This is a genomic window from Microbacterium sp. ER1, from assembly GCF_023383675.1.
GTDB lineage: Bacteria > Actinomycetota > Actinomycetes > Actinomycetales > Microbacteriaceae > Microbacterium.
Genome location: NZ_QCXO01000132.1, coordinates 64,147 through 86,303, shown reverse-complemented (window position 1 = coordinate 86,303; position 22,157 = coordinate 64,147). Strand labels below are relative to the sequence as shown.

The window sequence follows — 22,157 nt, the reverse complement described above, 5'->3', positions numbered from 1 at the left end:
GACGCGGACGCCGACACGCGCGCCGCAACCGCAGGCGGGCTTAGTGTGTGTGACGTGACAGCCAACAGGAAGACGCCGTCGGGTTCCGTGACGATCGGCGACATCGCGCGGGTCGCCGGGGTCTCCCGGTCGACGGTGTCGCGTGCGTTCAGTCGCCCCGAACTGCTCAACCCCGAGACGGTCCGCCGGGTCAAGGCCGCGGCGGACGAGCTGGGTTACGTCGTCAACCATGCGGCGCGCGCGCTGTCGACCGGTCGCTTCGGCAACGTGGCCGTCGTCGTTCCCGACATCGCCAACCCGTTCTTCCCTCCGCTCGTGCGCCGCGTGCAGACGCTCGCCGACGCCGAGGGGTACGCGGTCTTCCTCGGCGACTCCGACGAGATCGCCGACCGCGAGGCGAACCTGACTTCCCGCCTCAGCGCGCAGGTCGAGGGCTTCGTGCTCGCCGCACCCCGCCTGGACGAGGAGCGCATCCGGGAGCTCGACGCCGCGCGCCCCGTCGTGCTGGTCAATCGTGACATCGAGGGCCTGGCCCGGGTGCTCATCGACCCGAGCGGCGGGCTCGACGAGGCGGTGGCGCACCTGCACCGACTGGGTCATGCGCGCGTGGTGTACCTGTCGGGGCCGCGGGAGTCGTGGTCGGATCAGCAGCGCCGCGCGGCCCTCGATCGCGCGGCCACGCGGGTCGGGCTCGAGGTGATCGTGCAGGAGCTGGGTCGCCCCAGCTCGGCCGGCGGGCGCGACGCGGTCGGCGGCATCCTCGCCTCCGGTGCCACGGCCGTTATCGCCTTCGACGACGTGGTCGCGCAGGGGGTCATGGCGGGGCTGGCCCTGCGGGGAGTCGACGTGCCGCGGGACATCAGCGTGATCGGCTGTGACGACACGCTGGCCTCGGGGACGCATCCGGCCCTCACCACCATCTCCGCCGCGTCCGCCGCGGCCGGGGAGGCGGCGGCGGAGCTGCTGCTCGGGGTGCTCGCGAGCGGCCAGCGATCCGATGCGCGCGTGACCATCGCCACCCACCTCGTGGTGCGCGCGACGACGGAGGCCGCGCACCCGCCGCAGGGCTGAGCGGCGGTTGACAGTGCAACCGGTCGCATGATTCACTGTCGCCCATGCCTCGGATCGCGATCATCGGTGCCGCCCATCCGCACGTCGACTACGTGCTCGACGAGCTGGCCCGCACCGACCGCGCCGGATTCGAGCTCGTCGGCGTGCAGGACGCGGATCGGGAGATCGCCGAGCGGCACGCCGCCCGGTTCGGCGTCCCCGCCGTCGACCACGCGGACGACCTCCTCGCCCGCGGCGTCGACGTCGCGGTGATCGCCGGTATCTACGGCGGCCGCGGCGCGGAGGTCGTCGCCGCGCTCCGCGCGGGCGCTCACGTGCTGGCCGACAAGCCGCTGTGCACGTCCGTCGCCGAACTCGACGCGATCGCGGCGGCGGCCGCCCAGACCGGCCGCACGGTGAACCTCATGCTGGAGAAGCGGGGGTACCCCGAGACGCGGGCCGCGCTCGCGGTCGTCCGCTCCGGCGAGCTCGGCGACATCGTGGGCATCACCTCCTCCGGTCCGCACAAGCTCAACCGCGACCAGCGCCCGGCCTGGTTCTTCGATCCCGCGGCGTACGGCGGCATCCTCGGCGATCTGTCCGTCCACGACCTCGACGCGGCCCTGCTGTTCGCGCCCGCCGACGAGGGCGTCGTCCGCGGGGTCGTGTCCGCCCCGCTCGACGGAGAAGACCTCTTCCCCCGGTATGGCGCGGCGACCCTCACGACCCCGGGGACGGTGGTCACGGCGGAGGTGAGCTGGCTGACGCCGCGGGCCTCCGACGTGCACGGCGACTACCGTCTGCGGCTGGTCGGCACCCGCGGCACGGCCGAGATCTTCTGGGCCCGCGGCCGTGTGGAGGTCACGACCGACGATCGCCCGACGCGCGAGCTGGAGCTGCCGGCCGGTCTCCGCCCCGCCCAGGAGGCGCTGGACGCGTTCGCCGCCGGCCGCACCCCCGAGGTGGGCACGCGCGACTCGCTCGCGGCGACCCGCCTCGCCCTCCTCGCCCAGAAGTCCGCCGACCAGGGCGGCGTCGCGCTCCCCTGGTCGCGCACCGCCGACGGCGTCGTTCCCGACGTCGCGTCCCGACGACAGGAGTCCTCATGACCGAACCGCTGCGCATCGCCATCGTCGGCGCGGGGGTGATCGGCGCGGTCCATGCCCGCCTCGTCGCCGCGCTCGACGGCGCCGGAGAGCTCGCCGCCGTCGTCGACGTAAACGAGAGCAGAGGGCGTGCGCTCGCCGCGCAGTACGGGGTGCCCTTCCACGCCTCCGCCGCCGCGGCGTACGCGACCGAGCGGATCGACGTGGCGGCCGTCTGCTTGCCCAGTGCGTTCCACGCGGACGCGGTCGTCGAGGCCCTCGACGCGGGCGTCGACGTGATCGTCGAGAAGCCGATCGACGTTACCCTCGCGGCCGCCGATCGGGTTCAGGCGGCCGAGCGCGCCTCGGGCCGCACGGTCTCGGTCATCAGCCAGCGCCGCTTCCAGCCGGTCGCCTCGTTCCTGCGTCGATCGATCGACGAGGGCGCGCTGGGCCGCGTGACCTCCGGGGTCGTGGAGTCGGCGTTCTTCCGCCCCCAGGAGTACTACGAGTCGGGCGACTGGCGCGGAACCGCGGCCATCGACGGCGGCGGGGCGCTGATGAACCAGGGCATCCACGCGCTCGATCTGCTGCTGTGGATGCTCGGCACGCCTGTCTCGGTGAGCGCCAGGACGGGACGGCTCGCGCACGACGGCATCGAGGTGGAGGACGTCGCCGGCGCGGTGATCGCGTTCGAGAGCGGCGCGATCGGGCTGCTGCTCGCGAGCACCGCCGCGTTCCCCGGACTCCCGGTCCGCCTCGCGGTGCACGGATCAGCCGGCACCGCCGTGATGGAGAACGACGGGCTGTCGTTCTTCGCCTCCGCCACCGCGCCTGCGCCGGCCGCGGACACCCTCGTCGAGCATGACGTCCCCGAGGGGTGGAGCGACGTCGACATGGCACACCGCCGGCAGTACCTCGACGTGATCGATGCGATCCGGACCGGGCGACGACCGGCCATCACCACCGACGACGGCCGCCGTGCACTGCAGGTCGTGCTCGCGGTCTACGAGTCCGCCCGCACCGGTCGTCCCGTCGACCTCGCCGAGTGAAAGAGGATGAGACACATGAGAACGAGAGACGTCGCCATCGTCGGCATCGAGAACAGCCACGCCGAGGAGATCATCCGCTACCTCAACGTCGAGCAGCCGGCCGCCGTGCCGGTGCGGGTGGTCGCGCTCGTCGCCGGCGAGGAGGAGCGCACCAGGGAGCTCGCGGCGCTCGGCGGGATCACCCGCATCGTCGCGGACCCGGCCGAACTGCACGGCGCGATCGACGCCCTCATCGTCACCTCCCGGGACGGCGCGCGGCACCGTGCGCTCGCCGTGCCGTTCCTGGAGGCGGGTACCCCGGTGTGGGTCGACAAGCCGCTCGCGGCGAGCGTCGCGGACGCGGAGGAGATCATCGCCGCGGCCGTCCGCGGGCGCACCCCGCTCACGTCGTCCTCGGCGCTGCGCTGGGTGGCGGACACGGACGCGCTCGCCGACGGCCTCGACGGGATCGGCGAGCTCCAGACGCTCACCGTCACAGGACCGGCGGATGCCGCGAGCCCGTACAGCGGCATCTTCTTCTACGGCATCCACATCGCCGACGTCGCACAGCGACTGGTGCCCGGTGAGCCGGAGGACGTGGACGTCCGGCTGCTCCCCGGGGGAGTGGTCGCCCGGTACCGCGTGGACGGGGTGCTGGTGACGCTGGAGTTCATCCGCCCCGACGGGGACGGCCAGGTGCCGTTCCGGGCGACCGCGGTCGGGGGACACGGGGTCCTCAGCCGCGACATCGTGCTGGGCGCGGACTACGTGCAGCCGGGGGTCGACGCGTTCGCCCGGATGCTGGAGACCGGGGAGAGGCCGATCCCGGATGCGCAGCTGCTGGCACCCGTCCAGGTGCTCGCGCAGGTCGCGACCGCGGTGACGGCCCCCGTCGCCTGAGCCTGCAACGCGGTGCAGTGCGCCGCACGGTCGGGTTCTGTTCTCGGGGGCAGGATGCGCGTCAGCGGCCCGCCGGACACCCGGAAACACAAGAGAAACACAACTGTTACACCCTCTTCCCCGAAGAAGCCCTTGTAATGCAACCGATTGCACGTTAGCGTGAGATCCGGTTGATCCACCCGTTCATCGGACACCTGTCGGTGACCGTCGAAGAAGACCATGGAGGAACGAGAATGGCACGACGCACCCTGATCGCGGCAACCGCTTCACTGGCCGCGGTGCTGGCCGTCACCGGCTGCAGCTCCGGCAGCGGCAACGCCGGAGACGGCGACGCCGAGAGCGGAGACCTCCGCGTCTGGCTCATGCAGGACTCGGTGTCCGACGACGCCGTCGCGTGGCTCGAAGAGGAGTTCGCGGCGCAGAACCCCGGGTCCACTCTCACCGTCGAGATGCAGCCCTGGGACGACATCGTCTCGCGGCTGCAGACCTCGTTGGCCAGCGCCTCCGAGACCCCGGACATCGTCGAGATCGGCAACACCAAGACCGCGACGTTCGCCAATGTGGGCGCGCTCGCCGACATCTCCGACCTGTACGACGAGGTCGGCGGCGACGACCTCATCCCGAGTTTCGTCGACCAGGCGACTCTCGACGGCAAGACCTACGCCTACCCCCTCTACGCCGGAACGAGCGTGGTGTTCTACCGCACGGACCTGCTGGAGAAGGCGGGCGTCGAGGCACCGGAGACGCTCGATGACCTCGTGGCGGCCGCCGCGGCCGTGCAAAAGGCCAACCCCGACGGCGTCGACGGCTTCAAGGGCATGTACTTCCCCGTCGTCGACGTGCACGGCCTCGAAGGCTGGTTGTTCTCGCATGACGCGAACTACGCCGAGGAGAAGGACGGCGCGTGGGTGAGCGGACTCGACACCCCGGAGGCCAAGGCCGCGCTGACGCAGATGCAGACCCTCTGGCAGGACTCGTCCCTCGGCGCGCTCGACGCCAAGGAGACCGCCGGCAACCCCTGGGTGCCGTACAACAACGGCGAGGTCGCCATGTTCTCCTACCGGGTCTTCGCGCAGGACAGCATCGCCCCCGAGCTCGCCGACGTCACAGGCGTCATGGCCCTGCCGCCGGCGGAGGCAGGAGGGGAGAGCCACCAGTTCCTCGGCGGCTCGAACGTCGGCATCGCCGCGAAGTCGTCGCAGCAGGAGCTCGCGAAGAAGGCCATGAAGCTCATCCTCAGCGAGGACTTCATGACCCAGCTCGCCGAGGACTCCGGCTGGGTGCCGGGGAACACGACATTCGCGTCGGCCATCCCCGACGGGATCGTGCCCGCCGAGCTGCAGCAGCAGATCGCCGACACCAGCCGCCTCACCCCCGCCGCGCCGAACTGGGCGATCGTCGAGGGCAACAACATCCCGGTCGACCTCTACTCCGCGATCGCCAAGGGCGAGGACATCGACGAGGTGGTCGCGCGCATCGGCGCGAAGATCGAAGACACCCTCAACGCCGACTGATGATGGCCACTCCCGTGATCGACGTCGAGGCCGCCCCCGCGGCGCCTCCGTCGGCGGCCGCTCCTCGCACGCGCTCGCGCCGCGGGCGGGGAGCGCTGCTGCCGTATCTCCTGATCGCGCCGCTGCTGACCGCGGTGGTGATCGCCCTCGGCTGGCCGCTGCTGCAGCAGTTCCTCATGTCGCTGCAGAAGTTCGGTCTTGCCCAGCAGTTCGGCGCGGAGCCGGAGTGGGTCGGACTGGCCAACTACGGCCGGATCCTCACCGATCCCGCCATGTGGGTCGTGTTCTTCCGCTCCGTGCTGTTCTGCGCGGTGTGCGCGTCCTTGTCGATGGTCGTCGGCATGCTTCTCGCGCTCCTGCTGACGAAGGTGAGCAGCTGGGCCCGCATCTCACTCCAGGTCACCCTGCTGCTCGTGTGGGCCACCCCGGCGCTCGTGACGATGGTGATCTGGCAGTGGCTGTTCGACGCCCGCTACGGTCTCGTGAACTGGATCCTCGCCCGCATCGGCTTCCCCGACATGGCCGGCTTCCCGTGGACCTCCACGCCGATGGGCGTGTTCACGATCGCCGCGATCACCGTCATCTGGGGCAGCCTGCCGCTGATCGTGTTCATGATCCACTCGGCGCTCACGCAGGTGCCGAACGAGGTGCTCGAGGCGGCTCAGCTCGACGGCGCCGGTCCGTGGACGCGGTTCCGTCATGTGACCCTGCCGCTCATCACCCCCGCGGTCATGATCGTCGGCCTCCTCCAGATCGTGTGGGACCTGCGCGTGTTCACGCAGATCTACGTGCTGCAGCAGGCCGGCGTCTCGATCGAGGAGACCAACCTCCTCGGCACCTACATCTATCGGATCGGCATCGGGCAGGGCGAGTACGGCGATGCGTCCGCGCTCGCCACCATCGTGCTGATCCTCACCCTGCTGCTCACCTGGAAGTACATCGCCAAGATGTTCGCCCAGCAGAAGGAGGCCGCGGAATGAGCGCCGACACCATGCCCCGCACGACCGATCTCCCGGCCGTCGTGCCCCCGCGCTCCCGGCGCAGCCTCGGCACCCGCAACGACGCCCGGCGTCGCGGCTGGAACGGGGTGGCCGTCGCGGCCGCGTTCCTCCTCGTGTTCCCGATCTACTGGATGGTGAACACGGCGCTCTCCGACAACGACGACCTCTTCTCGCGCACGCCGCGGTTCTTCCCGTTCCCGCTGACCTTCGACAGCTTCGCCGGCATCCTCGCCGACAGCGGCTTCTGGTCGGCGCTCGGCATGAGCGCGGGCGTGACCGTGGTCGTCGTGGTCGTCGCGGTGCTCTTCGGGTTCTTCGCGGCCGTCGCCGTCAGCCGGTTCCGCTTCAAGGGCGGCGGCCTCATCATCCTCCTGGTCCTCATCGTGCAGATGATCCCGACCGAGGCCCTGTTCATCTCCCAGTTCCGCATGCTGGACGGCTGGAACCTGCTGAACACCGTCGGCGGACTCTCGCTGCTCTACATCGGCACGGTCGTGCCGTTCACGGTGTGGCTGCTGCGCGGCTTCATCCACGGCATCCCCGCGGAGCTCGAGGAGGCCGCGATGGTCGACGGCTGCAGCCGGTTCGGGGCGTTCGTGCGCGTCACCCTCCCTCTGCTCGGCCCGGGTATCGTGACGGCCTCGGTGTTCTCGTTCCTCCAGGCGTGGAACGAGTACACGCTCGCCCTCGTGGTCATGACCAAGCCCGGCAACGCCACGCTGCCCCTCTGGCTGCAGACTTTCAGCAGCGAGTTGTCGGCCACCGACTGGGCGGGGATCATGGCGGGCGCCACGCTCATCTCGATCCCCGTCGTGATCTTGTTCCTCTTCGTCCAGGGCCGGCTCGGCGCCGGCATGATGGCGGGAGCGGTGAAGGGCTGATCCGCGGGAGAGCCGCCGGCCTCGCGGGGTCGGCGGCTCCGGCGTGTCCGGGGCCGGAACGCTACGGGCGGACGGGCGAGAGCCGGACGTCCGCGGCTGCGAGGTCTGGTGCGAGCAGCTCGAGGAGGGCGTGCGGCGGGTCGGCGGCCGCGGCCCGGCGGGCCAGCTCGTCCGCGGCGACGTCGTCGAGCGGACGGCCCGCGCGCACCTCCGCGACGACGAAGCGGATCCACGCATCGATGAGCCGGATGGCGGCCGCGCCGGAGACGCCCCGCGCCAGGGCCAGCCGGAGGGGGTCCACCGCGCGGGCGCGCAGCTTAACGCTGCCGTCGGCGGCGATCTGGCGGAGCCGGTGCGCGATCGCCGGGTTGGCGAAGCGGGCGGTCAGCGCGGCACGGTAACCGGGGAGGTCGAGATCGGCGTCGGGGAGGAGGGCCTCGGCGAGGTCCCACAGCGCCCGCACCCCGGCCGCGCCGGAGGGATCGGCGATCGCCTCCGCCACCGTCTCCCGGCCGCGGATCAGCCCGTCGTATGCGAGCAGGGAGTGGGCGCCGTTCAGCATCCACAGCTTGCGTCTCTCGAACGGCGCGATGTCCGCGACGAACAGGGCTCCCGCGTCCTCCCAGCGCGGACGCGCGCCGCGGAAGGTGTCGGTGAGGATCCAGCTGTGGAACGGCTCGGTGATCACCAGGGCGTCGTCGTCGACCCCGGTCCGCGCCTGGAACGCCGCGAGGTCGGCGGGGGTCACACGGGGCGTGATGCGGTCCACCGCGGTGCTCACGATGTCGATCCGCTGCCCGATCCACGCGGCGAGCTGAGGGGAGACAGCGGTCGCGGCGTCGATGAGCGCCCGCTCCAGCGCCGCGCCGTTCGCGTCGAGGTTGTCGCAGGGGACGAGGGCGAGCGGGGCGTCGGGCACCGCACCACGGCGGGCGTCCAGTCCCCAGAGCAGCCGTCCGGGCATCGTCTTCAGCGCACCGGGGGTCACAGGCGCGGCGTCCGGTCCGAGCGCAGCCGCCAGCAGAGCGAGGTCGGCCCGGACATCGGGGTCGTCACGGTCGAGGCGGCCGTCGGCGGCGAGCCGATAGCCCTTCTCTGTCACCGTGAGCGTCACGATCGACACCTGGGGGCGACGCAGGAGGTCGCGCAGCGCATCGGTGTCGGCACCTTCGTACGCCGCGACGATGCTCTCGACGGTCTCGATCCCGTCGCTGTCGGCGCCGCGGGTGAGGAGCGTGTAGACGTCGTCCTGCCGGGCGAGCAGGGCCGCCTGGTCGGGGGAGTGGCCGGTGAAGGCGGCGATGCCCCACTCCCTCCCGGGGTCGGCGTGCGCGGTGAACCAGGCCTGGTGCGCCCGATGGAAGGCCCCGAGGCCGAGGTGGACGATGCGGACGGGGGCGCGGGGCGCACGACGGGTCGGGCGGGGCACGGGTCACCTCTTCTCGAGGGAGCGGCCCTCGTCGACTCCACCCTAGGATGGGGTCGGCAGACATGCAAGCGGTTGCATGGAATGGGCGGAGAGGGTGGATCGGGCCCGACTTGACGAACGCCGGCGCACCTCCGGCTGCAGCAGCATCCGCACCGGTGCCGGGCGGCCGCCGCCGTCCAGTCTCGCCAGCAGGGTCGAGGCAGCGAGGCGACCGATCTCCCGCTTCGGCGGGGAGACCGCGGTCAGGGGCACCGGCGCGTGCGCGGCCTCTTCGTCGTCGTGGGAGACGAGCGCGACGTCCTCGGGCACCGACAGCCCGACACCGTGGAGATGCGGGAGCAGCGCGATCGCCTCCCGGTCGCCCAGGCACACGACGGCGTCCAGGGCGAGCTCCCGCACGCGCCGTGCGTAAGCCGCGAGGGCCGGGGTGTCCCACGACGAGCGCCGCTCCGTCCCGTCGGCGACGTCGGTGAGGCCGAGGTCGTCGATCCCGCGCTGGAAGCCGCGCCAGGCGGCCGCCGACGTGGCGGTGTCGCGTCGGCCGAGGAACCCGATCCGCCGCCGTCCCGCGGCCGCGAGGTGTCGGACTGCCGCATAGCCGCCGGCCACGACGTCGGTGCAGACGGCCGAGAGGGTGTCGTCCGGCGGAGCGCCGGTCGGCAGTCGCTCCATCAGCACGACGGGCACGGGGAGGGCGCGCAGCAGGTCGAGGCGGGCGGACGGGTCGGCTCGATGCAGGGTGGGGGTGAGGAGAAGGCCGTCGCAGCCGTCGGCGATGGCCTCTCGGATGCGGCGGATCTCGACCGCGTCGTCGTACGCGCTGGAGGTGACGCGCAGGGTGGCCCCGGCGGCCGCCGCGACCTCGGCGACGCCCGCCACCACGGCGGGGAAGTAGTAGTCGAGCGACGGCACGATCACTCCGATCCGCCGTCGCGCCCGCGCGGCCACGTAGGTGCCCGCGCCCTGGCGTCGCACGACCAGCCCCTCGGCGGCGAGCAGGGCCAGCGCACGGCGCACGGTGTTGACGCCGACCGCGTGCGCGCCGGCCAGCGCGGTCTCCGGGGGCAGGCGGTCGCCGGGCGTCCACTCGCCTGCCGTGATGCGCGCGCGAAGCTGTGCGGCGAGACTCCGGAACAGCGGCTGGGTGTTCGGAAAAGCGCTCACACGACCCTCCCGTCCGTGGGTGTCCGCTTTGTGCAACCGTATTCATTCCAAGGGTGCGGGACAAGGGTCCCCCGGCCGCTGCGGATCTCCGACGGGCCGGCAGGAGTGCGCAGTCCTTCCCCTATTCCTTCCCTCCCGCGTGTCCCGCGTTGACCCGTCTCCCGCGCGGCGTCACGGTGGCAGTCACGACGACTCCGCGCCGCGCGGAGCGGAAGGAGACACGATGAGACGCACACGCTGGCTGTCGGCGCTGGTCGCCGCCACCCTTCTCGCCGGCGGGGCGGTCGCCTCGAGCGGCGCCGCCTCCGCCCAGACGGTCACGACCGCCCTCGCCATCACCTCGCCGACCAACGGTGCCGTCGTCAGCGGCTCGACCCTCACCGTCGAGGGTAGCTTCGCCAATGCCGCGGAGCTCGTGCTCGTCGTCGGGGCGCAGGAACTGGTGCCCATCCCGACCAGCGGCACCTCCGGCACCTGGAGCGCCGATCTCGACATCGCGGACGTCGACGGACGGCTCGATCTCGCCGTCCGCGGCCGTGACCTCACGACGCTGTACACGACGTGGTCGGACTTCCTCGCCGTGGAGGTCGACAACCCCGCCGCCTCGCGTCCCGTCGTCACCATCGCCTCTCCTGCCGAAGGGGCGTACGCGGGCTCGAGCCTGGACGTCGAGGTCGCGGTGCAGTCGGATCGTGCACTGACGACGGTCGAGGTGCGGGTCGACGGCGGTGCCTGGCAGGCCGCCACCGCGCAGTCCGGCGGGCTGTACGCGACGTCATTCCCCGTCGGGCCCGCGCGGTTCGCGAGCATCGAGGCGCGGGCCGTCGACGTGTCCGGGCACACGGGGGAGTCGACGACCACCTACGTGGCCCTCGGCGGGGCGACCCCGGAGGCCCCGGTCGTCTACGACCAGGACCGCGCGATGTGGATCTGGGAGCGCGCCTCGTACGAAGCCGTCTTCGACACCGACGCCCGGGACCGTCTCGGCGTCGTCATGGACGACACGACGACCTTCGGCTCCGACCCCATCCGCACGATCTACCTCGGCGTCGACAAGTACGGCAGCACCGACATGCTGCGGGAGTCGCGGTCCGAGGTGGCGGCGTTCGTCCAGTGGGCGCGCGGCCGCGGCTACCACGTGCAGGCCACCGTCGCCGGTGGCACGCGTCCGCCCTATCTCGGCGCGCTGGAGCAGTTCGAGCACTTCGCCGTCGACGAGTTCGAGAAGGTCCTCGACTACAACCTCGCCGTGCCGGAGTCGGCCCGCTTCGACGGCATCAACGTCGATATCGAGCCGTACATCCTGTCCGCGTGGAAGGAGCCCGGCAACGGCGGCCTGCCCGTCCGCTGGCTCGAGGTGCTCGACACGCTCATCGAACGTCGGGACGCCTCGGGGCTCCCGGTGCTCGTGGGGCCGGCCATCCCGCGGTGGCTCGACTCGTCGGCCTGCTGCACGTCCATCACCTGGAACGGGCAGACGAAGGCCCTGAGCGATCACATCCAGGACATGACCGACTACATCGCGATCATGGACTATCGGGACACCGCGGACGGCAGTGCCGGGATCATCGCGCAGGCGCAGCACGAGATCGACTACGCGAACCAGATCGGCAAGCCGAACTCGGTCGTCGTCGGCATCGAGACGAAGGACCTCTCGGGCACCGGTGACCCGGAGACGGTGACGTTCTGGGAGGAGGGGCGCACCTACCTCGAGGGCGAGCTCGACAAGACCTACGCCGCGTTCCAGGATGACGCCTCCTTCGGTGGCATCGCCATGCACCACTACGACGATCTGCTGATGCTGCCATCGGCCTGGGACGACACCCCGCCGGTCTACTACCCGGTGCCCGGCGCCGGCCCGGGAGGCCCCGCCCTGCCCTGACCCGTGGTCACACCTTCGGAGATCCCGGCCGGCACGCCGTCGACAGTCCCTGTCGCCCGGCGTGCCGGCCCACGTCTCCGAAGTCGTGCCCGGCGTCAGCGACCGAGCTTCTCGGCGCAGGCGACGCAGTACTCCGCGAACGGCCGCACCTCCAGGCGCTCCGGGGGGATGGGTCGCCCGCAGTGCGCGCAGATGCCGTAGGTCCCGGCATCCATCCGCATCAGCGCCTCGTCCACCTGGCGGAGCTCCGCCTGCGCCGCCTCGGCGAGCCCCGACAGTCGGGACCACTCCGATGAGAGCGTCACCCCCTCCGGGTCGTGCTCGTCATCGTCGTTCGAGCCCTCGCGGTCGTGCATGAGCTCCGCGAGTGTGGTCGCCGTCGCCGTGACGCGGGCTTCGGCCTCGGCGCGTCGCTCTTCCAACAGCGCTCGCAGATCCATCCGCCCACTCTAGGCCCGCCCTGTGACACGCGCGTCGTCGCCGGACCAGGCATCCGCGCGAGATCAGGCGACACCGGCAGCAGGTGCCTGAACTCCCGCGCCTGCCTGTCCCCTCGGGACAGCCTGCCCGCGCGACCGCGATTCAGCCGCGACGGGTGCGCGGGGGCTCCACGGTGGGGACCGAGTCGGTGTGCACGCTGGGGTGGTCCCGCTCCAGCGCCGCGCCCTCCATGTCGACGTTCGGGATGATGCGGTCGAGCCACTTCGGCAGCCACCAGGCCGAGCGTCCGAGCAGGTGCATGAGTGCGGGCATCAGCAGCATCCGCACCACGAACGCGTCGAGCAGCACGCCGAACGCGAGACCGAACCCGATGGACCGGATGATGGTCGACTCCGAGAACACGAACCCGCCGAATACCGACACCATGATGAGCGCGGCCGCGATGACGACCGAGCGCCCGGCCCGGAAGCCCTGGGCCACGGCATCGCGCGCGGACGCGCCGTGCACATAGGCCTCCCGCATCCCCGAGGCGAGGAAGAGCTGGTAGTCCATCGCGAGTCCGAACAGGATGCCGACGAGGATCACCGGCAGGAAGCTCAGGATCGGACCGGTGCTGTGCAACCGGATGAGGTCGGCGCCCCACCCCCACTGGAACACCGCGACGATGAGCCCGTACGTCGCGAACAGCGACAGCACGAACCCTCCTGTGGCGATGAGCGGCACGAGCAGCGAGCGGAAAACGACGATCATGATGAGCAGCGACAGGCCCACGACGACCACGAGGTACAGCGGGAGCACGCTCGCCAGAGCCTCGGAGATGTCGATGTTGGTGGCGGCCTGACCCGCGACGCCGAGGGTGATGCCGCCGTCGATCTCGGGGAGACTCCGCAGATCCTGCACCAGCTTCTCGGTGGAGGCGCTGTTCGGGCCTTCCGCGGGCAGCACCTGGAAGGCCAGGAGCGTGTTGTCGTCCGACGTCGCGACGGGGGCCACCGCGACCACGTCGTCCTGCTCGGCGATCTTCTCCGCCACGGTCACCTGCGTGGCCAGCAGGTCGTCGTCGCTCACGGCGTCGTCGAGGGTCGCGGTCACCAGGAGCGGCCCGTTCGCGCCCTCGCCGAACTGCTCGTCGACGGTCTGGAACGCGCGGTAGCTGGTGGAGTCGGCGGGTTCGCTCGACCCGTCGGGGAGGCCGAGGCGCATCGACATCGCGGGGATCGCGATCACGAGCAGCGCGACGACGCTGACGAGCGCGGTGACGACGGCGCGCAGCGTCGACATCCGGCGCACGGGCTTCCCGGCCGCGTGCTCCTGGCCGATGGTCGCCCGCGCCTTGCGGCCGAGCAGGCGGGTCCCGACGAGGCCGAGGATCGCCGGGGCGAGCGTCACGGCCACGAGCACGGCGACCGCGACGCAGACCGCGCCCACCGTGCCCATGAGACCGAGGAACGGCACTCCCGTGACGTTGAGGGCGAGGAGTGCGACGATGACCGTGGTCCCCGCGAACACCACCGCGGTCCCGGAGGTACCCGTGGCCAGACCGATGGACTCGCGCACGGGCGACCCGGCCAGCAGCTGCTTGCGGTGCCGGTTCACGATGAAGAGGGAGTAGTCGATGCCGACCGCGAGCCCCAGCATCACGCCGAGGACGGGAGTGACCGAGGCCATGTCGACGACGCCGGAGAACGCGAGCGACGCCGTGACGCCCACGCCGACGCCGACCACGGCCGTGACGATGGGCAGGGCCGCACCGATCAGCGAACCGAGCATCACGATGAGCACGACCGCGGCGAACGCGAGACCGATGGCCTCGCCGACGCCGAAGATCTCGGGCACGCCCTGAGCGATGTCGGTGCCGAAGTCGACCGTGACGCCGTCGATCTCCTCGTCCTGGAAGTGGGCGATGGTGCTCTGCTTGGTCTCTTCGGCGAGCTCCAGGCGCGGATCGACGAAGGAGACGTTGACGATCGCCGTGGAGCCGTCCTCCGAGACGACGCCGATGCCGTCCGCGAGGTCGAGAAGGGTCGTGCCGAGGTCCAGCTGCTCCGCGCTGTCGGCGAGCTCCGCGCGGTTCTCGTCGATGGTGTCCTGCTGCGCGTCGAGCTGCGCGAGCTGGGCGTTCAGCTGCGCGAGCTGTGCGTCGAGCGCGGCGGTCTGCTGGGCTGGTGCACCGGCGGCCTCGGCCTGCGCGCGCGCCCCTTCGAGCTGGGTGATCCCGGCCTCGAGCTGGGCCCGGCCATCGTCGAGCTGGGCCTGGCCGGCGTCGAGCTGGGTGCGCCCGTCATCGAGCTGGGCCTGGCCGTCCGTCAGCTCCTTCGCCTGCTCGTCCTGCTGCCGCTGGGCGTCGAACGGGTCGACGACGGAGGCGACGCCGTCGAGGTCCTCCGCGCTCGCGGCGAGGTCGGAGATCGCCTGCTTCTGCTCGTCGGTGAAGGGCTCGCCGTCGTCCGTCCGATAGACCACGGTCCCGGTGCCGCCGGCGGTGTCGGGCAGCTTATCGGCGAGCTGATCGGTGACCTCGCCGGAGGCGGTGCCGGGGATGTCGAAGCTGTTGCTCAGCGTGCCGCCGAAGGTGAGGAAGGCGCCGACGCCGAGCCCGAGGATGAGCACCCAGGAGACGATCACCGTCCACGCCCTGCGCGCAGCGAAAGAACCCAGACGGAACAGCAGTGAAGCCACGTGATCTCCTTCAGACGAAAAGAGCATACGGCACGTCTCGTCTAGGGATCTGTGGCTATCCTGAACGCATGGTGAACGAGCATCGCAGTGGCCCTGTGCGCAGCACGGCGGCCCGCGAGGCGATCCTCGATGCGACGGCCCGGCTCTTCCACAATCAGGGGTACGACCGACTGACGATCGAGGGCATCGCCAAGGAGGCCAAGGTCGGCAAGCAGACCATCTACCGCTGGTGGCCGTCGCGCGGCGCGCTCATCGGGGAGTGCCTGGCCGAGGGACGCCTCATCCCCGTGGACTTCGTCGTGCCCGACACCGGAGACCTCTCCGCCGACGTGGAGACCTGGCTGCGGAGCGTCCTGTCCATCCTCGAGAAGCCCCAGGGCGGTGTGCTGCTGCGGTCTCTCGTGGCCGCGGCCACGGAGGATGCCTCGGTCGGCGCGCACCTCGGCGAGAGCCTGGGGGTGGAGAAGTACCTGTCGGAGCGTCTCCGCGGCGGCATCCGCGACGGTCAGCTGCCGGAGGACGCCCCGGTCGAGCAGCTCGGTCGCGCCATCCTCGGGGCCATCATCGTGGAGTCCCTCGGCCGCGAGGCCCACGATCCGGGTTCCGTCGTCGCCCTGACCCGCTACCTCTTCGCTCGCTGAGGTCGCGGATTCGCACGAGGTCGCACGGATTCAGGGAATCCCTGCGACCCGGGTGCGAATCTGCGACGCGGGCCCGGATCAGCCGAGGAGCAGGGTGAGCACGGTCGCGCCGCCGCCACCGAGGATCAGCGCCACGATGACGGTCCACGCGATGATGCGGATGCGCCGGTTGCGCTTCTCGCCGAGGTCGCCGTAGTCCTCGCTGAGGCCGTCGCCGCTCATCAGGCCACCGGCTCCGTGACGGTCGGACCGAAGTACGACGGCAGCGTGGCCTGCGAGCGCTCGCGGAGCTCGGCGGCCGAGACGGTGAAGACGTCCTGCACCTCGAGCTGCGGCTCGCTGTCCGTGACGCCGATGCGGGCGACCGGGTAGCCGCGGCCCTCGCAGAGCCCGCGGAACTTCACGTCGTCCTCGCGAGGAACGGTCACGATCACGCGGCCGGTCGACTCGGAGAACAGGGCGGTCGCGGCGTCCACGCCGTCGCGCTCGATGATCTCGTTGAGCCAGACGCGCGCGCCGACGCCGAAGCGCATGACGCCCTCGGCCAGGGCCTGCGCGAGACCACCCTCGGAGAGGTCGTGTGCCGAGGAGATGAGCCACTCGTCACGGGCCGCGGCGAGCAGTCCGGCGAGGCGCTTCTCGCCCGCGAGGTCGACCTTCGGCGGGCGGCCGCCGAGATGCTGGTGCACGACCTCGGCCCACGCGGAGCCGGAGAGCTCGGTCGACGTGGTGCCGAGCAGGTAGATGTTCTGCCCCTCGTCCTGCCAGCCGGACGGGATGCGGCGGGAGACGTCGTCGATGATGCCCAGCACGCCGACGAGCGGGGTCGGGTGGATCGGCACGTCGCCGGTCTGGTTGTAGAACGAGACGTTGCCGCCGGTGACGGGGGTGCCCAGCTCGTAGCAGCCGTCTGCGAGGCCGTCGACGGTCTGCCCGAACTGCCACATGACCTCGGGGTTCTCGGGAGAGCCGAAGTTGAGGCAGTCGGTGATGGCCGTTGGCACGGCACCGGTGACGGCGACGTTGCGATACGCCTCGGCGAGCGCGAGCTGCGCGCCGGCGTACGGATCGAGCTGGCAGTAGCGGCCGTTGGCGTCGGTGGCGACGGAGAAGCCCAGGCCGGACTCCTCGTCCACGCGGATCATGCCGGCGTCGTCGGGGAAGCTCAGGGCCGTGTTACCGAGGACGTAGTAGTCGTACTGGTTCGTGATCCAGCTCGTGTCCGCGAGGTTCGGGGAGGCGACGAGGGCGAGGAACTGCTCGCGCAGCGTCTCCGCGTCGTTCGCGCGCGGCAGGTTCTCGGCGGCGTCGGCCTGCAGCGCGTCGATCCACGTCGGGTAGGCGACCGGGCGGTCGTAGACGGGACCGTCGACCGCGACGGTCGAGGGGTCGACATCGACGATGCGCTCGCCCTGCCAGTCGATGATGAGGCGTCCGTCGCCGGTGACCTCGCCGAGCACGGAGGTCTCGACCTCCCACTTGTTCACGACGGCCAGGAAGGCGTCGAGCTTCTCGGGGGCGACGATGGCCATCATGCGCTCCTGCGACTCCGACATGAGGATCTCCTCGGCCGTGAGCGTGGGGTCGCGCAGCAGCACGTTGTCGAGCGAGACGTGCATGCCGCTGTTGCCGTTGGCCGCGAGCTCGCTGGTCGCGCAGGAGATGCCGGCGGCGCCGAGATCCTGGATCGCCTCGACGAGCTCGCCGCGGTACAGCTCGAGGCAGCACTCGATGAGCACCTTCTCGGCGAACGGGTCGCCCACCTGCACCGCGGGGCGCTTGGTCGGGCCGCCGTCGGCGAACGTGTCGGAGGCCAGGATGCTCGCACCGCCGATGCCGTCGCCACCCGTGCGGGCGCCGAACAGGACGACCTTGTTGCCGACGCCGGTGGCGTTCGCGAGCTTGAGGTCTTCGTGCCGCAGCACGCCCACCGCGAGCGCGTTGACCAGCGGGTTCGCCTGGTAGACGGAATCGAAGACCGTCTCGCCGCCGATGTTCGGCAGGCCGAGGCAGTTGCCGTAGAAGCTGATGCCGCTGGTCACGCCGTGCACGACGCGGGCGGTGTCCGGGTGGTCGATCGCACCGAAGCGCAGGGCGTCCATGACCGCGACCGGGCGGGCGCCCATCGAGATGATGTCGCGGACGATGCCGCCGACACCGGTCGCCGCGCCCTGGAAGGGCTCGATGAACGACGGGTGATTGTGCGACTCGGCCTTGAAGGTGACGGCCCAGCCCTCGCCGACGTCGACGACGCCCGCGTTCTGGCCCATGCCCACCATGAGGCGTTCCTTCATCTCGTCGGAGACCTTCTGGCCGAAGCGGCGCAGGTAGTTCTTGCTCGACTTGTAGGAGCAGTGCTCCGACCACATCACCGAGTACATCGCCAGCTCGCCCGAGGTGGGGCGGCGGCCGAGGATCTCCTTGATGCGCGCGTACTCGTCGTCCTTGAGCCCGAGGGCGCCGTACGGCTGCTCCTTCTCGGGCGTCGCGATCGCGTTCTCGACGGAGTCGGGGACGTGCTGGGGGGAAGGTGCAGGGGCGGTGGTCACGCGCACTCCAAAGGAAGGGGCCGGCGGGGCGTCTTCAGTCTACCGGCGCGGTCGGGGCCGTTCTCTCGTGCGTGCCGTCGGACGGCGTCAGGACGGGAAGGCGGCGGCGTCATGGCAGCTCGGCGATGGTCAGGCCCTGCGCGCGTGCGGCGGCGGCCAGCTCGCGGTCGAACGTGAGGAGCGCCGTGACCACGTCGCCGAGTTCGAGCGCGGCGGCGAGGTGGAGAGCGTCCAGAGTGCGGAGCCCTGAGCCTGCCCGGATGGCCGCGGCCAGCGTCTCGTCGTCGAGGGAGACGAGCGCGACGCGGTCGAGGAGGTCGACGACGGCTTCGCGGTCGAGGGAACGGCGGTCGGCGATCGCGTGCAGCTCCACGGCGAGGAGGCGCGAGGAGACGAACTCGCTGCCGTTCGCGAAGGCGCGGACGACCGCTTCCGACCCCTCTTCCTCGATGAGTGCCGTCGCGGCCGCCGAGGTGTCGAGGTAGATCACGACCGGTCGGCCCGAAGCTCGCCGAGGATCTCCGCCACGGACAGCGAATCCGGCACGGGGGCGTGGCGGAGCGGACCGCTCGCGCGGGGCAGCGTCACCCGCCCGTTGGCGATCATGCGCGTCCAGGCCGTCTCGGCGGGCGGCGACAACTCGGCGATGGGGCGCCCGCGGTCTGTCACCGTCAGGTGCTCGCCGGCGGTGACGCGCGCCAGCACCCGCGCGGTCTGCTGATTCAGTTCGGTCTTCGACACGGTGCCCATCTCCTTAGGGTAGATCCAAAGTAGTAGAACTACTAGTTCTCGGGTTCGTGGGTCCAGTGAACCATCGCTCGGCGACATTGCCAGGCCGCACGGACGGATCTCCCCGAAGGCTCTGGATAACTCCCCTGCAGGGCAGCGTCAGGAGGAGGAGTGCGCTGCTGCGAACCGCTGCGCCAGTACCCCCGCCGCCTCGCGCAGCGCCTCGGGCCCGACCACCGTGAACGGCGCGTCGAACCGGGCCACCGCGGCGAGCACACCCGTCCACGACCAGGAGCCGACCGTGACTCGGCACGAGTCGCCTGACAGCGGCACCACGGCGCCGTCTCCGACCCACGGCGCCACATCCCGCGCCGGCACGGCGATATCCACCACGCCCGTGCACGGCCAGCGGTCCTCGGCCGTCGAGCCCTTGGCGCGGGCGGCGAGGAAGGTCTGGGCGTCCGCGGCGGGCAGGGGTCGCGGCGTGAAGGTGGGTCCGGTCGGCGTCCGGGGCCGCAGTCGATCGAGGCGATACGTGCGCCAATCGGCTGCGTCCAGGTCCCAGGCCAGCAGGTACCAGCGGCCCTCGCGCGCCACGACGGCATGAGGCTCGGTGCGCCGTGGAGGGCGGTCCCGCGCGGATCCGTAGTCGAAGCGGAGCACCTTCCGGTCGCGTACCGCCGCGCTCGCCGCCTCCAGTACGGCCGGGTCGGCGCGGACCGCGGCCGGTGCTCCGTCGAAGCGGATCCCGTCGATGCGGTGGCGCAGGCGCGAGGGCATGACCTGACGGACGGTCGCGAGCGCGCGCTGAGCGGCCTCGGTGACCTCGACCCCGGTCGCGCTCGCACTCTGGAGAGCGACGGCGATCGCCACGGCCTGCTCGTCGTCGAACAGGAGCGGCGGCATATCCGACCCCGCTTCGAGGCGATAGCCGCCGTACGGGCCCTTGCTGGATCCGATGCGGTAGCCGAGCGCGCGCAGTCGATCGACGTCGCGGCGCACCGTGCGCGGTGTGATGCCGAGACGGTCGGCGAGTTCCCCGCCGGGCCAGTCGCGCGTCGCCTGCAGCAGGGACAGCAGCGCGAGCATGCGCGACGAGCTTCCGGTCATGGCTCCATTCTGCGGTGGAAAGAGGACAGAAACAGACCTCTACCTCTGTGACGGTGGGATCACGCGGTCCGATCGGCGGACCGGGACACGGAGGACACCATGACTCTCACGACCACCACTCACCTCAACTTCCGCGGCACGGCCCGTCAGGCCCTCGACTTCTACCGGTCGGTCTTCGGCGGCGAGGTGACCGCGGCCACCTACGGCCAGTTCGGGATGCCGGAGGGTGTTCCCGGGTTCGACAAGCTCGTGTTCGGCCAGCTCGACGGGCCCGTGCGCCTGATGGCGTATGACGTCCCGGGATCGGACGACACGGCCGCGACTGCCGGCACCACCCGTCGTGAGAATGGGATGACGATCACGGACCGCTCCTTCTTCCAGTCGCTGCGAGCGGACTCCCTGGATGAGCTGCAGCCCGTGTGGGACGCCCTCGCCGAGGGTGCGACCGTGATCGAGCCTCTCGCCGCCTCCGCGTGGTCCGCCGGTTTCGGCATGCTCACCGACCGCTTCGGCGTGACCTGGGTCCTCGACGTCGCCTGACCCCCGTCGGACCCTCGACCCGGCCCCGTGCGGTCGACCCGGCCCCTTGCGCCCGTCCGCAACGGGCCGGGATGCAGGCAAGGGGGTGGGTCAACGAGCGGCGTGCCTCCTGCAGCCGACCCGGCCCCGTGCGGTTGACCCGGCCCCTTGCGCCCGTCCGTAACGGGCCGGGATGCACGGCAGGGGGTGGGTCGGCGCCCGTGGGCGACATGACATGTCAAGGGCCTCTTCGTCGTCGGTCGCCTGACGTAGAAAGGAGGAGAAGAAAGGCAGGGCATGGCCGCAGGAGACATCGAGACGTTCTCGCGCAACGGCATCTGGTTCAACCGGATCCAGGGCGAGTCGCACACGCTGGGCAGCAGCTTCGAGTCGATGGAGGAGGCGGTGAAGGTCGGCCGTGGCGCGGCGACAGCGCGTCAGGTGCAGCATTTCGTGCGCACGGAAGAGGGGCCGTCCGACGACGTGGCTCCGAACGAGGCGCACCCGCGCGACCTCATGTGGTGAGTCGCGGATGATCCTGCAGGTCTGCGTGAACGGTGCCAGGGATGTCGCGGAGCATCCGTGGCTGAGCGCCGACGAGACAGTGGTAGCCCAGGACGCCGCGGCGGCCGTGGATGCTGGTGCCGCAGAGATCCATGTGCATGCGAAGGACGCCGCCGGCCGCGACTCCCTGGCGCCCGAGGATGTGCGGCGGTGGCTCGGAGCCGTCCGTGCTGCGGCGCCGGGCATACCCGTGGGCGTGACGACCGGAGCCTGGGCCGAGCCCGACGTGTCGCGACGGCTTGCGGCCATCGAAGGCTGGACGGAACTTCCCGACTACGCCTCCGTGAACTGGCACGAGGCCGGAGCCGACGAGGTGGCCGCGGCGCTGCGTCGACGGGGGATCGGCGTGGAAGCGGGCATCTGGGACGCAGCGGGGCTCGAGGCGTGGCGGGTCTCCCCGGTCCGCGGTGCGTGCCTGCGCGTGCTCGTGGAGCTTCCCGCGGAGGCCGCCGACGTCGTCCGTCCGCACGCCGAAGGGCTGATCGCCCAAGTGGCGCGCGAGGAGCCCGACCTGCCGATCCTGCTGCACGGCGAGGAGCTGTCGGCTTGGCCCGCCCTCGACCTCGCGGGGGAGCTCGGCCTCGATACGCGGATCGGCCTGGAGGACACGCTCCTCCTCCCGGACGGCACCGACGCCCCGAGCAACGCCGCCCTCGTCCGCGCCTCCCGCGCGCGCCTCCCCCGCGCTTAGTCCGGCCGCCCTCGCGCGGCGCCGGTGTGTCGCACCGGTGCGGGCGCAGAAACGTCCCTCTCTCCGCGAGTTCCGGTCCCCCTCCGCACTCCACATCTCAGCCCCGCTCGTGCGAGTGCAGAACCGGGCCTCACCGCGCGAACTCCCGCTCGTTTTCGCACTCCCCATCACGGTTCGTATACGCGCCGCCGCGGGGTGCGAAAGCGCCCTTCGCGAGGTGCGCATCGGTCCGTTCTTGCACTCCGCACTGCGGGGGACTCCCGCCCCTTGAGTGCGGGTGCAGAACCGCACCTCCCG

General features: G+C 71.3%; 21 protein-coding genes. 12 read left to right on the top strand and 9 right to left on the bottom strand.

What is annotated here, in order from left to right; translation table 11 throughout:
* Positions 1-54: 54 nt before the first annotated feature.
* From BV453_RS07580 to BV453_RS07550, 7 genes are all read left to right on the top strand, one after another.
* Positions 55-1,071, top strand: coding sequence for a LacI family DNA-binding transcriptional regulator (locus tag BV453_RS07580; protein ID WP_025104118.1), 1,017 nt, complete (start codon positions 55-57; stop codon positions 1,069-1,071).
* Positions 1,072-1,115: 44 nt separating this feature from the next.
* Positions 1,116-2,159: a Gfo/Idh/MocA family protein gene (locus BV453_RS07575; RefSeq protein WP_249521280.1), complete on the top strand. Its 1,044-nt coding sequence runs from the start codon at positions 1,116-1,118 to the stop codon at positions 2,157-2,159.
* Entirely contained in the window at positions 2,156-3,187 is a 1,032-nt protein-coding gene (locus BV453_RS07570) for a Gfo/Idh/MocA family protein (protein WP_025104116.1), read from the top strand. The genes BV453_RS07575 and BV453_RS07570 overlap by 4 nt, the downstream gene beginning before the upstream one ends.
* Before the next feature lie 15 nt (positions 3,188-3,202).
* Entirely contained in the window at positions 3,203-4,066 is an 864-nt protein-coding gene (locus BV453_RS07565) for a Gfo/Idh/MocA family oxidoreductase (protein ID WP_249521279.1), read from the top strand.
* A gap of 233 nt (positions 4,067-4,299) precedes the next feature.
* Positions 4,300-5,580, top strand: coding sequence for an extracellular solute-binding protein (locus BV453_RS07560; RefSeq protein ID WP_249521278.1), 1,281 nt, complete (start codon positions 4,300-4,302; stop codon positions 5,578-5,580).
* Positions 5,580-6,560: a carbohydrate ABC transporter permease gene (locus tag BV453_RS07555; protein WP_025104113.1), complete on the top strand. Its 981-nt coding sequence runs from the start codon at positions 5,580-5,582 to the stop codon at positions 6,558-6,560. The genes BV453_RS07560 and BV453_RS07555 overlap by 1 nt, the downstream gene beginning before the upstream one ends.
* Complete coding sequence (locus tag BV453_RS07550) at positions 6,557-7,462, top strand: carbohydrate ABC transporter permease (RefSeq protein ID WP_246878241.1); 906 nt, start codon at positions 6,557-6,559, stop codon at positions 7,460-7,462. The genes BV453_RS07555 and BV453_RS07550 overlap by 4 nt, the downstream gene beginning before the upstream one ends.
* Before the next feature lie 61 nt (positions 7,463-7,523).
* On the opposite strand, the gene BV453_RS16740 is transcribed toward BV453_RS07550, so the two are convergent.
* Together BV453_RS16740 and BV453_RS07540 are read right to left on the bottom strand one after the other, a co-directional pair.
* On the bottom strand, positions 7,524-8,891 hold the full coding sequence (locus tag BV453_RS16740) for a mannitol dehydrogenase family protein (RefSeq protein ID WP_249521277.1): 1,368 nt from the start codon (positions 8,889-8,891) through the stop codon (positions 7,524-7,526).
* 42 nt (positions 8,892-8,933) lie between these two features.
* Positions 8,934-10,055: a GntR family transcriptional regulator gene (locus BV453_RS07540; RefSeq protein WP_249521276.1), complete on the bottom strand. Its 1,122-nt coding sequence runs from the start codon at positions 10,053-10,055 to the stop codon at positions 8,934-8,936.
* A 223-nt stretch (positions 10,056-10,278) separates the two neighbouring features.
* Here BV453_RS07540 and BV453_RS07535 point away from each other — a divergent pair, with 223 nt between their 5' ends.
* Complete coding sequence (locus BV453_RS07535; protein WP_249521275.1) at positions 10,279-11,937, top strand: Ig-like domain-containing protein; 1,659 nt, start codon at positions 10,279-10,281, stop codon at positions 11,935-11,937.
* 95 nt (positions 11,938-12,032) lie between these two features.
* On the opposite strand, the gene BV453_RS07530 is transcribed toward BV453_RS07535, so the two are convergent.
* Positions 12,033-12,377, bottom strand: coding sequence for a TraR/DksA C4-type zinc finger protein (locus tag BV453_RS07530; RefSeq protein WP_102208756.1), 345 nt, complete (start codon positions 12,375-12,377; stop codon positions 12,033-12,035).
* A 142-nt stretch (positions 12,378-12,519) separates the two neighbouring features.
* Positions 12,520-15,057, bottom strand: coding sequence for an MMPL family transporter (locus BV453_RS07525; RefSeq protein WP_249521274.1), 2,538 nt, complete (start codon positions 15,055-15,057; stop codon positions 12,520-12,522).
* 68 nt (positions 15,058-15,125) lie between these two features.
* Here BV453_RS07525 and BV453_RS07520 point away from each other — a divergent pair, with 68 nt between their 5' ends.
* The gene (locus tag BV453_RS07520; RefSeq protein WP_025104106.1) at positions 15,126-15,698 is read left to right on the top strand and encodes a TetR/AcrR family transcriptional regulator; all 573 of its coding nucleotides are present in this window, start codon (positions 15,126-15,128) and stop codon (positions 15,696-15,698) included.
* A gap of 78 nt (positions 15,699-15,776) precedes the next feature.
* Here BV453_RS07520 and BV453_RS07515 read toward each other — a convergent pair whose 3' ends face one another.
* The 5 genes from BV453_RS07515 to BV453_RS07495 form a co-directional block, all read right to left on the bottom strand.
* Entirely contained in the window at positions 15,777-15,920 is a 144-nt protein-coding gene (locus BV453_RS07515) for a hypothetical protein (RefSeq protein WP_017202962.1), read from the bottom strand.
* Positions 15,920-18,247, bottom strand: a complete 2,328-nt coding sequence (gene purL / locus BV453_RS07510) for a phosphoribosylformylglycinamidine synthase subunit PurL (RefSeq protein WP_025104105.1) — start codon at positions 18,245-18,247, stop codon at positions 15,920-15,922. The genes BV453_RS07515 and purL overlap by 1 nt, the downstream gene beginning before the upstream one ends.
* 109 nt (positions 18,248-18,356) lie before the next feature.
* Entirely contained in the window at positions 18,357-18,737 is a 381-nt protein-coding gene (locus BV453_RS07505; RefSeq protein WP_249521273.1) for a PIN domain-containing protein, read from the bottom strand.
* The gene (locus BV453_RS07500) at positions 18,734-18,997 is read right to left on the bottom strand and encodes a type II toxin-antitoxin system Phd/YefM family antitoxin (RefSeq protein ID WP_249521272.1); all 264 of its coding nucleotides are present in this window, start codon (positions 18,995-18,997) and stop codon (positions 18,734-18,736) included. Before BV453_RS07500 ends, BV453_RS07505 begins: the two co-directional genes overlap by 4 nt.
* Positions 18,998-19,135: 138 nt before the next feature.
* Entirely contained in the window at positions 19,136-20,086 is a 951-nt protein-coding gene (locus BV453_RS07495; RefSeq protein ID WP_249521271.1) for a YafY family protein, read from the bottom strand.
* A gap of 99 nt (positions 20,087-20,185) precedes the next feature.
* Between BV453_RS07495 and BV453_RS07490 the strand changes: the two genes are divergently transcribed.
* From BV453_RS07490 to BV453_RS07480, 3 genes are all read left to right on the top strand, one after another.
* Complete coding sequence (locus BV453_RS07490) at positions 20,186-20,626, top strand: VOC family protein (RefSeq protein WP_249521270.1); 441 nt, start codon at positions 20,186-20,188, stop codon at positions 20,624-20,626.
* 276 nt (positions 20,627-20,902) lie between these two features.
* Complete coding sequence (locus BV453_RS07485) at positions 20,903-21,130, top strand: hypothetical protein (protein WP_025104100.1); 228 nt, start codon at positions 20,903-20,905, stop codon at positions 21,128-21,130.
* A 7-nt stretch (positions 21,131-21,137) separates the two neighbouring features.
* Positions 21,138-21,860: a 3-keto-5-aminohexanoate cleavage protein gene (locus tag BV453_RS07480; RefSeq protein WP_249521269.1), complete on the top strand. Its 723-nt coding sequence runs from the start codon at positions 21,138-21,140 to the stop codon at positions 21,858-21,860.
* The last annotated feature ends 297 nt before the right edge of the window (positions 21,861-22,157 follow it).